Annotated in this window: 10 protein-coding genes and 1 pseudogene; 5 read left to right on the forward strand and 6 right to left on the reverse strand. The window is 68.5% G+C overall.

Annotation, left to right across the window (positions count from 1 at the left end):
• The 4 genes and pseudogenes from FMP39_RS24580 to FMP39_RS24595 form a co-directional block, all read right to left on the reverse strand.
• Positions 1–310, reverse strand: a pseudogene (locus FMP39_RS24580) (ThiF family adenylyltransferase); the annotation flags it as partial.
• A 5-nt stretch (positions 311–315) separates the two neighbouring features.
• Positions 316–588, reverse strand: coding sequence for a ubiquitin-like small modifier protein 1 (locus FMP39_RS24585; RefSeq protein ID WP_141592651.1), 273 nt, complete (start codon positions 586–588; stop codon positions 316–318).
• Positions 589–595: 7 nt separating this feature from the next.
• Complete coding sequence (locus FMP39_RS24590; protein WP_011554075.1) at positions 596–835, reverse strand: sulfurtransferase TusA family protein; 240 nt, start codon at positions 833–835, stop codon at positions 596–598.
• Complete coding sequence (locus FMP39_RS24595) at positions 823–1590, reverse strand: HesA/MoeB/ThiF family protein (RefSeq protein ID WP_011554076.1); 768 nt, start codon at positions 1588–1590, stop codon at positions 823–825. Before FMP39_RS24595 ends, FMP39_RS24590 begins: the two co-directional genes overlap by 13 nt.
• 122 nt (positions 1591–1712) lie before the next feature.
• Here FMP39_RS24595 and FMP39_RS24600 point away from each other — a divergent pair, with 122 nt between their 5' ends.
• The 3 genes from FMP39_RS24600 to FMP39_RS24610 all read left to right on the forward strand — a co-directional run bounded on the left by FMP39_RS24600 (position 1713) and on the right by FMP39_RS24610 (position 4229).
• Positions 1713–2099, forward strand: a complete 387-nt coding sequence (locus tag FMP39_RS24600) for a hypothetical protein (protein WP_228558297.1) — start codon at positions 1713–1715, stop codon at positions 2097–2099.
• Between the two features lie 109 nt (positions 2100–2208).
• Positions 2209–3492 carry a sensor histidine kinase gene (locus FMP39_RS24605; protein ID WP_090490527.1) on the forward strand — a complete coding sequence of 428 codons (1284 nt, stop codon included), beginning with the start codon at positions 2209–2211 and terminating at the stop codon, positions 3490–3492.
• A complete protein-coding gene (locus FMP39_RS24610) occupies positions 3489–4229 on the forward strand; it encodes a response regulator transcription factor (RefSeq protein ID WP_141592653.1) in 741 nt (246 codons plus the stop codon). The genes FMP39_RS24605 and FMP39_RS24610 overlap by 4 nt, the downstream gene beginning before the upstream one ends.
• A gap of 16 nt (positions 4230–4245) precedes the next feature.
• Here the strand turns inward: FMP39_RS24610 and FMP39_RS24615 are convergent, their stop codons facing one another.
• Complete coding sequence (locus FMP39_RS24615; protein WP_141592654.1) at positions 4246–5517, reverse strand: cellulase family glycosylhydrolase; 1272 nt, start codon at positions 5515–5517, stop codon at positions 4246–4248.
• 66 nt (positions 5518–5583) lie between these two features.
• Here FMP39_RS24615 and FMP39_RS24620 point away from each other — a divergent pair, with 66 nt between their 5' ends.
• Both FMP39_RS24620 and FMP39_RS24625 read left to right on the forward strand, forming a co-directional pair.
• Positions 5584–6465: an ABC transporter ATP-binding protein gene (locus FMP39_RS24620; RefSeq protein ID WP_011554081.1), complete on the forward strand. Its 882-nt coding sequence runs from the start codon at positions 5584–5586 to the stop codon at positions 6463–6465.
• 9 nt (positions 6466–6474) lie between these two features.
• Positions 6475–10077 (forward strand): M1 family aminopeptidase, encoded by a 3603-nt coding sequence (locus tag FMP39_RS24625; protein WP_141592655.1) that lies wholly within the window; start codon positions 6475–6477, stop codon positions 10075–10077.
• A 4-nt stretch (positions 10078–10081) separates the two neighbouring features.
• On the opposite strand, the gene FMP39_RS24630 is transcribed toward FMP39_RS24625, so the two are convergent.
• Positions 10082–10618 carry a DUF2378 family protein gene (locus FMP39_RS24630; protein ID WP_141592656.1) on the reverse strand — a complete coding sequence of 179 codons (537 nt, stop codon included), beginning with the start codon at positions 10616–10618 and terminating at the stop codon, positions 10082–10084.
• Positions 10619–11246: the final 628 nt, after the last annotated feature.

Below are 11246 nucleotides of genomic sequence, written 5' to 3' on the forward strand. Positions count from 1 at the left end.
CCCCCTGCCCCACCGCGCCCGCGTCCGGGTTCAGCGCGGGCACCTCGCGGGCCAGCGCCTCCGTCACGGGCAGGCCCACGTCGGAAGGCCCCATCAGGAAGCCCGGCGCCCAGGGCCCCAGCGTCAGCGAGCCCGCGCCCGTCACCGGCGTGCCACCTCCCGCCAGGTACGCCGCCGCCGTCAGCCCCGACGCGCCAATGCCATCCAACCGCGCCGTGCCCGCGAGCAGGGACTCCTGGCCACGTCCGCCCACCTCTCGCAGGAGGATCTGCCGGGAGTAGCGCAGGATCTGATCTTCGCGCAGCGCCATGGCCGTCAGCCCCCCGCCATGGCGGGGATGAGGGTGATGCGGTCAGCGTCCTTCACCGGCGTGTCCAACCCGTTCAGCGCGCGGATGTCCTCGTCGTTGAGGAACACGTTGACGTAGCGCCGCACCGCGCCGCGCTCGTCGAACACCCGGCCGCCAATGCCCGGGTGGCGCGCGTCCAGGTTCGTCAGCACCTCACGCACGGTGGCGCCGGGGGCTGCGACTTCCGCCTGGTTGCCGGTGAAGCCCCGCATCGGAGTAGGAATACGAAGGGTCGCCATGACTCACTCACCTGCCTTGCTTGCGGAGCACCAGCCGGTGCGTCCCGTCCGGGAGCGCGTCCAGGGACACGACCTCGTGGCCCTCGTCGCGCGCGTTGCGAGGCACGTTCTTCAGCGGCTCGGTGCCCCGAAGGAGCACCTCCAGCAACGTGCCCGGCTCCAGTGATTCCAACTTCAGCTTCGTCCGCACGTAGGTCATCGGACAGACCTCGCGGGTGATGTCCAGCCTCGCCGTCATGTCGCGCACGCCTCCGGAGACTCAGGGTACGCGGGGATGGCCGTGACGCGACAGCCCTCGCAGTCCGGTGCCCGCGCCACGCGTGTCCGCCGGCCCAGGATCGACACCGCATCCAGCACGTGCAGCGTGGCCTCGCCCTGCCCACCTCGCGCGGCGCCCGACAGCAGCTCCAGCGCCAGCAGGGCCTGCACCGCGCCCACCAGCCCCGCCAGCGAGCCGAGCACCCCCGCCTGGGCACACGTGGGCACGGCGTCCGGCGGAGGCGGCGCTTCATAGAGGCAGCGCAGACACGGCCCCCCCGGGTCCACGCGCATCGCCTGGCCCTGCATGCGCAGCACACCGCCATAGATGAGCGGCACGCCCGTCAGCACCGCCACGTCCGACAGGAAGAACTTGGTGGCCACGCCATCCGTGGCGTCGATGACGGCGTCGTGCGCGCGGAACAGCCCCTCCGCGTTGCTCGCGTCCACGCGCTCGGGGATGGCCTCCGTGCTCAGGCCGGGAAAGGCCCGCGCCAGGCCCGCCGTCGCGGACTCCGCCTTGTTCCGGCCCACGTCTTCGCCCCGGTGCCAGAGCTGGCGCGGCAGGTTCGTCACGTCCACGCAGTCCGGATCCGCCAGCGTCAGGTGCCCGACACCGGCCTGGGCCAGCGCCAACGACGCCGGGCATCCAAGTCCGCCAGCCCCCACCAGCAGTACGCGCGCGCGCTCCAGCCGGGACGCATGGGGAATTCGGGGGTGATGGTCTGTACCGTGGCCATGCATCGGATGACTGCTCCACGCGGTCGGAAACGAATATGGTGGGGCCGCCTGCGTACCATCATGCAGAAGGGCGCAGGTGTCTCTTCACCGTCCCGCGTCCGCGCGGCCCCCACCTGCCAGGACATATGAAAAACCTGACCGGCGTGCTCGTCTTTTCCGCTGTCCTCTTCCTGGCTCCTGGCTGCACCCGCAAGTCGGGCGAGGCCCCGGGGCCCACCGACGCCTCCGCCGCGACGGACGAAGCCTCGCGCACCGGCGCCAGCAAGGGGGCCCTGCGCGCCGAGGACGCGGGCTCCGGCAGCACGGCGCGCGCGGCCCAGGAGGCCTGCGTGGACTCGTGGCTCCAGAAGCAGGGACTGGACGCGTACGGCAACCCGGAGGGCAGCATGTACGCGGGGGGCACGCCGCTCTTCAACGAGCGCACGGGCGAGCAGATCGACCGGCTGGACTTCATCTTCAAGAACAAGCCTGAGGTCCGCCAGGCGTGCGCGGGTGACGCTTCCGCGGAGTAACGCGGTGCTTCCGCCCGGCGTGGGGCCTGCCCCCTCGCCCCCCAGAAAGCGGGGCGGGCCACCTCCGGGATTCCCGGCCCCCCGGTTGCTCCCGTAGACTGCCGGACGAATGGATTCCCAACTCGCATTGAGCGAGGAAACGCCTGCCAACGACCTGCGCGCCCGGGTGCGGAAGGTCCTGGAGCGCCGCAAGCTGACGGACAGCGTGTCGGCGGAGCAGGCCGCCGCCTCGTGGGAGCAGGACCGCTTCGTGGCCCGGGCCCGCGCGCTCTTCTACGCGCGGATGATGTTCCTCACGCTGGGCCTGCTCATCCTCGCAGTGCCGGCCTGGAGCGGCTACTTCGGCCTCACCGGGCCCTTCTCCTTCGTGGGCTACTTCGCGATGCTGCTCTACAGCGTCGCCAACCTCCTGGTCATCGACCACCCCAAGGCCGGCCGCTGGGTGACGTACATCACCCTCTGCCTGGACGTGACCATCAGCGTGGTGCTCATCGCCAAGCCGCACGTCGGCGGCGGTCTCCAGAGCCCGCTGCTGGCCACGCAGCTGCTCTTCACCACGCTCTTCGCCATCCTCTTTCCCAAGCCGCTGGCGATCCTCCCGCCGCTGCTGGCGCTGCCCATCACCACCCGGCTGGACCTGCTCCTCAACCGCTCCGTGACGGCGGTGGAGCTGCTGACCCTGCTCTGGTACCTGGCGCTCAACTTCATCATCGTCTACGTGCTCGTGTACCTGAACGAGCGCGAGGCCGCCGCGCACCGCGAGGTCGTGTCGCTCCAGGGAGACCTCAAGGAGCTGGCGGTGGTGGAGGAGCGCAACCGGATGGCCCGGGAGATCCACGACGGCCTGGGCGCGTCCCTGTCGTCGATGATCATCCAGTCCGAATACATCCTGAACCTCGCGCGCGAGGAGGCCCTGCGCGAGGAGATCCGCGAGCTGAAGCTCACCGCGGAGGAGTCCATCGAGGAGCTGCGGCGCAGCCTGCGGATGATGCGCGAGGACTTCGAGCTGGCGCAGGGCCTGGAGGACTACGCGAAGACGTTCCGCGAGCGCACGGGCCTGGACATCCGCTTCGAGCGCACCGGGCTCCAGCGCAAGCTGGACCCGGACGCGCAGCTGGCGCTGTTCCGCATCCTCCAGGAGTCGCTGTCCAACGCGGTGAAGCACGCGGAGGCCAAGGGCGTCCAGGTGCGGCTCGACTTCAGCGAGGACCGTGTCAACCTCGTCGTACGCGACGACGGCAAGGGCTTCGACCCTTCCCGGACGCCGCGCGGCCACTACGGCCTGTTGAACATGCGTGAGCGCGCCATGAAGCTCGGTGGCCAGCTCATCGTGGACTCGTCACCCGGCGCTGGCGCCCAGGTGGCATTCTCCCTTCCCTGTCGCCCGTCATGACCGGAGCTCCCGTGGACGCCCCGCAGCCTCCTGATTCGCCTCCCATTCGCGTCTTCGTGGTCGAGGATCAAACGAAGATCCTCAAGAACCAGCTCCGCCTCTTCGAGAACCACCCGGAGATGGACATCATCGGCACCGCGCTCTCCGGTGAAGCCGCGCTGGAGGAAGTGCCCAAGCTGATGCCGGACGTGCTGCTGCTCGACCTGGGCCTGCCCCGCATGAGCGGCATCGACGTGACGCGCGAGGTGAAGGCGCGCTTCCCGAAGATTGAAATCCTCATCTTCACCATCTTCGACGAGGAGGACAAAGTGCTGGAGGCCGTGAAGGCGGGCGCCTCCGGCTACCTGCTCAAGGGCGCCCCGGTGGACAAGATCATCGAGGCCATCAAGGAGGTCCGCGCGGGCGGCACCGTCATCCAGCCCAACCTGGCCCGCCGGCTGCTCCGTCACTTCCGAGTGGAGCCCGACGCCAGCCCCCTGGTCTCGCCGCCCACCGCGCCGGAGCCGTCCGCCAGCGACCTGCCCCAGGAGCCCCTGCTCAAGCCGCTGTCGGACCGCGAGCGCGAAATCCTCCAGCTCATTGCCAAGGGCGTGTCCAACAGCGAGGCGGCGCGCCTGCTCGACCTCAGCAAGGCCACCATCCGCACGCACCTGGAGCACATCTACCGGAAGCTGGAGGTCACCAACCGCGTGGAGGCCGTCACCGAAGGCATCCGCAAGGGCCTCATCTCCGTCTGAGCCGGAGCGCCCGCGCTCAGCGCCCCGTGGAGACCGCCGCGCCCGGACGCTCCGCGGCGGCGGCCTCCATGACCAGGTCCGCGTACTGGTTGACCGGATCTCCCGGCTGCGTGCCGTCCCGGTAATAGAAGGTGTAGTCGTCCCAGGCCTCCGGCCGGGCGTCGTTGGAGAACATCCACAGCGCCCCCGCGCCGACGCCTTCCTTCCGCATGCACTCCAACCAGCCGCGATAGAGTGCGCGCCGCTGCGACACGTCGAACGTGCCTTCGTTGCGCAGCCCCAGTTCGCCCACGAACAAGGGCTTGCCCAGGTTCCGGGCGATGGCGGCGTGCTCCCGAATCCACCGGGCGCCAGCCTCGGCCGTGTCGATGCCGCCCAAGCCCCAGGACTCCGGATAGAAGTGCACCGACGCGAAGTCGATGTACGGGGACGCCGTGTTGCGCGTGAAGCTGGCCCCCGGCGTGCGAAGCACCGGCGACCCGGAGCGGGACCAGAAGCCAGGGTCGTACCCGTCGGGAGACGGCTCGAAGCCCTCCTCCCCCGTCCCCACCAGGTGGCCGGGCGCGTGCTTCTTCACCTCGCGCGCCACGTCATCAATCCACGCGCGCAGCCGCGCCCCTTCCTTGTCCAGCCCCCGTCCTCGCGGCTCGTTGAGCAGCTCCCAGGCCAGGACGGCCGGGTGGTCGCCATAGCGGATGCCGTCCACCGTGTTCACCCGGTTGAGCAACCGCGCCACGTGCGCCTTGAAGTGCGCCACCACCACCGGGTCGGTGAAGAACCGAGCATCCCCTTCCACGGGCCGGGGGAGTCCCGCCCACGCCACGTACTGGCGCGCGCCCCCGTATGCATCCCAGTAGTTCCCCAGCGTCAGCACCAGGCGAACGCCATGGAAGCGGGCGCGGGTGAGCACCCAATCCAGGCCGACCAGGGCCACCTCGTCGTACTCCAGGGGCGCCACCTGGATGGCGGTGTCCCCCACCTTCGACAGCGCGTCGTTGTGTCCGTTGGTGCGCAGCGCGCGCACGCCCAGCGCGGAGGCCTTGGCGAGCACCTCTTCCAGCACCGGTGACTCCGCCGCCCCCCGCCGCGCGTCCCGGGTGGCCTCTTCCTGCAGGAAGTAGGCGTTGAGCACCATGGCGCCGGACGGCAACCGGTCCAGGTGTTGCGCCGGACCGCCCGAGCAGCTTGCGGCCACCGCCTCCAGCATGACCGGGTCCCCCTCTCCGCAGGCCCCCAGGAGGAAGGCGACGGCCGCGGAGGCGGTGGAGGTCCGGCGAGAAAAGGGCATGCCTACATGGTAACGACGCCACGCGCTCCACGCATCGGTCCTGAGGACTGGGCTAGGTTCGCCGCCATGGAGCTCAGACTGGAAGGCGTGTCGAAGACGTACCCCAACGGCACCCGTGCGTTGCAGGGTGTCAACCTCACGATTCCGCGCGGAATGTTTGGGCTGCTCGGGCCCAACGGCGCCGGCAAGTCCACGCTGATGCGGAGCATCGCGACGCTGCAGGACGTGGACGCGGGCACCATGACCTTCGACGGCATCGACCTGCGCCGGGACAAGGACCGGCTGCGCGAGGTGCTGGGTTACCTCCCACAGGACTTCGGCGTGTACCCCAAGGTGACGGCCTGGGACATGCTGGACCATCTGGCCCAGCTCAAGGGCCTGGCCCAGCGCGGCCCGCGCCATGACACGGTGAAGGCGCTCCTCCAGAAGACGAACCTCTGGGAGCATCGCGACCGGCGGCTCGGTGGATTCTCCGGCGGCATGAAGCAGCGCTTCGGCATCGCCCAGGCCCTGCTCGGCAATCCCAAGCTGCTCATCGTGGACGAGCCCACCGCCGGGCTCGACCCCGCCGAGCGCTTCCGCTTCCACAACCTGCTGGCGGAGATCAGCACCGATGTGGTGGTGCTGCTGTCCACGCACATCGTCTCCGACGTGGCGGACCTCTGTCAAAACATGGCCATCCTCGCCCAGGGGAACGTCGTGGCCAGCGGCCACCCACTGAAGCTGGTGGAGTCCCTGCACCAGCGCGTGTGGAAGCGCTTCGTCACCCACCAGGAGGAGCTGGACGCGCTCATGAAGCAGTTGGAGGTCATCGCCGTGCGGCGCGTGGCCGGGCAGCGACTGGTCCACGTCTACGCGGAGTCCCCGCCAGAGGGCTTCGAGCCCGCCAGCCCCGACCTGGAGGACGTGTACTTCCACGCGCTCGCCCGGGCATCCAAGCAGCCCTGAGGGCCCACCATGTTCACCGCCCTCCTGACCTTCGAATTGCGGCGCCGGGTGAAGATGATCTCCACCTGGGTCTACGCCCTGGTGCTGGCCGCCGCCGCCGCGCTGATGACGCTGGCGATTGGCGCCGTGTTCAAGGGGTTCTCGGTGGCGTCGGGCCCGGAGCTGGTCCGCGTCAACAGCCCGCACACCGTCTTCAGCTTCACCATCAGCCTGGCCTACTTCGGCCTCTTCATGGTGGCCGCCGTCTTCGGCCAGGCCGCCTACCAGGACTTCGGCCACAACACGTGGATGCTCATCTTCACGAAGAACGTGAAGAAGGGCCCGTACCTGCTCGGCCGGTTCCTGGGCGCGTACCTCTTCAGCGCGGTGCTGATGCTGGCCATCATCCCCGGGCTGATGGTGGGCGCCGCGGGCGTGTGGCTGGTCGATGCCGAGCGGCTCGCTCCGTTCCAGCTCACGTCCTACCTCTGGCCCTACGTCATCGGCGTCTGGCCCACGCTCTTCTTCGCCGGCGCCGTCTTCTTCGCGCTGGCCGCTCTGACGCGGCGCATGGCCCCCGTGTACGTGGGCGTCGTGGTGCTGGTGATGGGGTACCTGACGCTCAGCGCCGCCATGTCCGACGTGCAGCACCAGGACCTGGCGTCCCTGCTGGACCCGTTCGGCTTCCTCACCTTCGAGAACGCGACCCGCTACTGGACGGCGGCCGAGCGCAACCAGGACCACGTCCCCTTCGCCGGGCTGCTGCTCGCCAACCGGTTGCTGTGGAGCGTCGTGGGCGCCGCGCTCCTGGGGTTGGCCGTCCTGCGCTTCCGCACCACCGTGGAGGAGCAGCGGGGACGCGGCACGCGCAAGGAGCAGGAGACCCCCGCCCCGGTCGCCATCCCCACCACCCTGGCGGCGCCCACGACGGGCAGCTGGCTGCGCACGGCCTTCGCCACCTCCTGGCTGGCCTACCGCGACATCCTCCGCTCCCCGGTGTTCTGGTCCTTCGTCGTGGCGGGGCTGGCCATGGGCACCATGGGCATCTCCATCTCGAAGCAGATTTACGGCACCGCCACCTGGCCGGTGACGTGGCAGGTGCTGGAGACGGCCACGCGAACGTTCCAGCCCTTCCTGCTCATCACCATCACCTTCTATGCGGGTGAGCTGGTGTGGAAGGAGCGCGACGCGGGGCTGGCTGACATCGTGGACGCCACGCGCGTGCCGTCCTGGGTCACCTATGGCGCGAAGCTGGGGGCGCTGCTGCTCGTGGCCTTCTCGCTGAAGGTCGTGGCGCTGCTGTCCGCGCTGCTCTCCCAGGTGCTTCGCGGCTACGTCGACATCGAGTGGAACCTCTACGCCACGCAGCTCTTCCTGCTGGACTTCCCGCATGACGCGCTGTTGTGCGTGCTGGCATTCTTCGCGCAGGTGCTCATCCATCAGAAGTACCTGGCGTACCTGGTGATGGTGCTCTACTTCGTCCTCCAGGCCGCGCTGGGCCTGATGGGCGTGGAAGACTTGCTGGTCCGCTACGGCTCCGAGCCCACGCTCCGCTACTCCGACCTGAACCGCTTCGGCAGCATCATCCCCGCGCTCGTGTGGTACCGCGTCTACTGGTACGGGCTGGCGGCGCTGCTCGTGGCGGTGGGCTACCTGCTCACGGTCCGGGGCCTGGAGACGCGCTGGAAGCAGCGCTGGGCGGCAGCCAAGGCTCGGCGCACGGGCGCGTGGACGGCGGCCGCGGCGCTGTCGCTCTGCGTCTTCATCGGGGCGGGCGCGTTCATCTATTACAACACCCACATCCTCAACCCATACATCACGCGGAAGGACCGGGAGCGGCAGCAGGCCCGCTACGAAAAAGAGTACGCGTCCTACGCCGCCCTGCCCCACCCACGCATCACCGCCGCGAAGGTCACCTTCCACATCCACCCAGAAGCGCTGCGCCTGGAGGCCCTGGGCAGCTACCGCATCCGCAACAAGACCGACGCGCCCATCTCCAAGGTGATGCTCACCCTGCCGGACGACGCCCGGGTGCGCGGCCTGTCCCTGGCGGGCGTGACGAAGCCCGCCATGCATGACGCCGAGCTCGGCATCTTCATCTACGAGCTGCCCACGCCGCTGGCGCCCGGCGCCGACTCCGCCATCGTGTTCGACCTGGAGTTCGGCACGAAGGGCTTCAAGCACGGCGGGGCGCGCACGGACATCGTGGGCAACGGCACCTTCTTCGACAACATGAACCTGCCGGTGCTGGGCTACCAGAAGGGCGCCGAGCTGGAGGACGACCGGGACCGCAAGGACTACGGCCTGCCGCCTCGCGAGCGCCTCCCGGACCGCGACGACCCGAAGGCGAAGCAGGACAACTACATCCGCCAGGACTCGGACTTCATCGCCTTCGAGGCCACGGTGAGCACGGCGAAGGACCAGATTGCCATTGCCCCGGGCTACCTGGAGAAGGAGTGGACCGAGGGCAACCGCCGCTTCTTCCACTACCGGATGGACAAACCCATCCTCAACTTCTTCTCCGTCCTGTCCGCGCGCTACGAGGTGATGCGCGACACGTGGCGTGACGTGAAGCTGGAGATCTACCACCACCCCACGCACACCTTCGCGCTGGACCGGATGATGCGCGGCATGAAAGACACGCTGGAGTACTGCAGCGAGAACTTCGGGCCGTATCAGCACCGGCAGGCCCGCATCCTGGAGTTCCCCCGCTACGCGAGCTTCGCCCAGTCCTTCCCCAATACGATTCCGTATTCGGAGGCGCTCGGCTTCATCGCCCGCGTGGAGGACGGACGCGCCGACGACGTGGACTACCCGTACTACGTCACCGCGCACGAGATTGCCCACCAGTGGTGGGCGCACCAGGTGGTGGGCGCGCGCGCGCAGGGCGCCACGATGACGTCGGAGACGATGTCGCAGTACGCCGCGCTGATGGTGATGAAGCACCGCTTCGGGCCGAAGAAGATGAAACGCTTCCTCAAGTTCGAGCTGGACCGCTACCTCGCTGCCCGCGCGTTCGAATCGAAGAAGGAGGTGCCGCTGGCACGGGTGGAACAGCAGATGTACATCCACTACCAGAAGGGCAGCCTCGTCATGTACGCGCTGCAGGACTTCATCGGCGAGGAGCGGGTGAACCGCGCCCTGCGCCGCTACGTGGAGAAGGTCCGCTTCCAGGGCCCGCCGTACACCGGCTCCTCCGAGCTGCTGGGCTTCCTCCGGGAAGAGACGCCGCCGGAGTACCAGTACCTCATCGAGGACCTGTTCGAGAACATCACCCTCTACGACAACCGCGCCGTCTCCGCGCAGGTGCGGCAGAACGACCAGGGCACCTGGGACGTCACCCTCAAGGTGAAGTCAAAGAAGTACCGCGCCGATGAGAAGGGCGAACAGACGGAGATGGACTTCAACGACTGGATGGACGTGGGCGCGCTCGACGAGCGCGGCGAGGCCATCTTCCTGGAGAAGCGCCGGGTGACGAAGGGCGACTCGGAGTTCACCTTCACCGTTCCCGTGAAGCCCGTCCAGGTGGGCATCGACCCGCTCAACGTGCTCATCGACCGGACGTCCACCGACAACGTGACGGAGCCCTCCGTCGCGTCAGCGGTAGCGCTGGGGCGCCCGTCCACGCCCTGACGGGTCAGCTCCAGCGAATGCGCAGGTCGAAGCCGTCGGGCGGCTCGTAGCGCTCCACGTTCGCCTGGGGCTCGGTGGCGCCGGCCTGCCGCAGCGCACCTTCACAGGTGCCCGCGGCGGCCTCCGCCGGGAAGGGGTAGCCCCGGAAGCGGACGCGCCAGTCCGCCGGCCCCAGGGATTCCACCTGGATGTCCACCGGGGAGAAGACGGAGCTGAAGCTCAGCGACACGCGCTTCATGGCGCGCTCGGGCCCGGCCACCTTGAGGGCAATGCCCACCACCTTGCCCACCAGGGTGTCGAAGTAGCTGCGCACCAGCTCCCGCCCCAGGGTCCGGTAGGCCGACTTACGGTCCATGCCCTGGTAGCGGTAGCGCACCGTCGCGTCCTGACACCCCACGAACACGGCCGCCGGATAGGTGGCGCGGGGCTTGTCCATGTCGAAGCCCGCGGCCAGGAACTCGGCCTGGAGCTTCGCGTCGGGTTGCGCCAGGCGGACCAGGGATTCGAACAACGTTGATTGAACAGTGACTTCGGCTGGCATCGGTGGCGCGGCACCCTAGGGGAGTCAAGCGGTGCGGGAAAGCGGATGCTCCGGCGGTGTTTGACTCGTCAACGTCCGCGCTCAGTCGCCGCGAAGGCCGCCGTGGTCTGGCGGTTGGAGCCGGGCCAGCAGCTTGGGCGCCATCCCCCAACGGGCGTGAAGTAGACATGGATGCCTCACATCACTCCCGGCGTCTCAGTGAGTGAGAATGATTCATCCCATCCGGCGACGAAGCGGCCCTTGTGACATGCGGCGACACAAGCGTCTCGCGCGTCGAGAATCCGGAACAACAGCCCGAAGTCGCCCCCAGCGGCCGTATTCCGATTCATGACGGAAGACGCGCACTGGCCCAGGCGCAAGGGACACGGCGGAGCCTCACAAGTGTCAGACAGTCCTGAGAGGATGTCCCCAGGCGCCAATGCCAGAGGGGGAGCCCCGCGCGACATCCGTAACAGGAATTGGGTGAAGAAACCTGGCCTCGGCCGTTTCTCACCAACTTGAGACGTCGTGTCTCAGAGGGCACACGGCTGTGACACATGTTGTAACCCATTCATACACAACCAATCTCGAGAGTTAAGAATACAACCTTGGCTTTACGAGCAATCCGCTAGTGGCGTAGGTTTTAGAC

The sequence above is a fragment of the Myxococcus sp. AB056 genome (assembly GCF_006547365.1).
Taxonomy (GTDB): Bacteria; Myxococcota; Myxococcia; order Myxococcales; family Myxococcaceae; genus Myxococcus; species Myxococcus virescens.

What these genes read in the sequence shown, in the direction of transcription:
- FMP39_RS24610 (WP_141592653.1), top strand. Translation starts at nt 3,489, where the DNA reads ATGACCGGAGCTCCCGTGGACGCCCCGCAGCCTCCTGATTCGCCTCCC.
- FMP39_RS24620 (WP_011554081.1), top strand. Translation starts at nt 5,584, where the DNA reads ATGGAGCTCAGACTGGAAGGCGTGTCGAAGACGTACCCCAACGGCACC.
- FMP39_RS24595 (WP_011554076.1), bottom strand. Translation starts at nt 1,590, where the DNA reads ATGCATGGCCACGGTACAGACCATCACCCCCGAATTCCCCATGCGTCC.
- FMP39_RS24600 (WP_228558297.1), top strand. Translation starts at nt 1,713, where the DNA reads ATGAAAAACCTGACCGGCGTGCTCGTCTTTTCCGCTGTCCTCTTCCTG.
- FMP39_RS24615 (WP_141592654.1), bottom strand. Translation starts at nt 5,517, where the DNA reads ATGCCCTTTTCTCGCCGGACCTCCACCGCCTCCGCGGCCGTCGCCTTC.
- FMP39_RS24605 (WP_090490527.1), top strand. Translation starts at nt 2,209, where the DNA reads ATGGATTCCCAACTCGCATTGAGCGAGGAAACGCCTGCCAACGACCTG.
- FMP39_RS24625 (WP_141592655.1), top strand. Translation starts at nt 6,475, where the DNA reads ATGTTCACCGCCCTCCTGACCTTCGAATTGCGGCGCCGGGTGAAGATG.
- FMP39_RS24630 (WP_141592656.1), bottom strand. Translation starts at nt 10,618, where the DNA reads ATGCCAGCCGAAGTCACTGTTCAATCAACGTTGTTCGAATCCCTGGTC.
- FMP39_RS24585 (WP_141592651.1), bottom strand. Translation starts at nt 588, where the DNA reads ATGGCGACCCTTCGTATTCCTACTCCGATGCGGGGCTTCACCGGCAAC.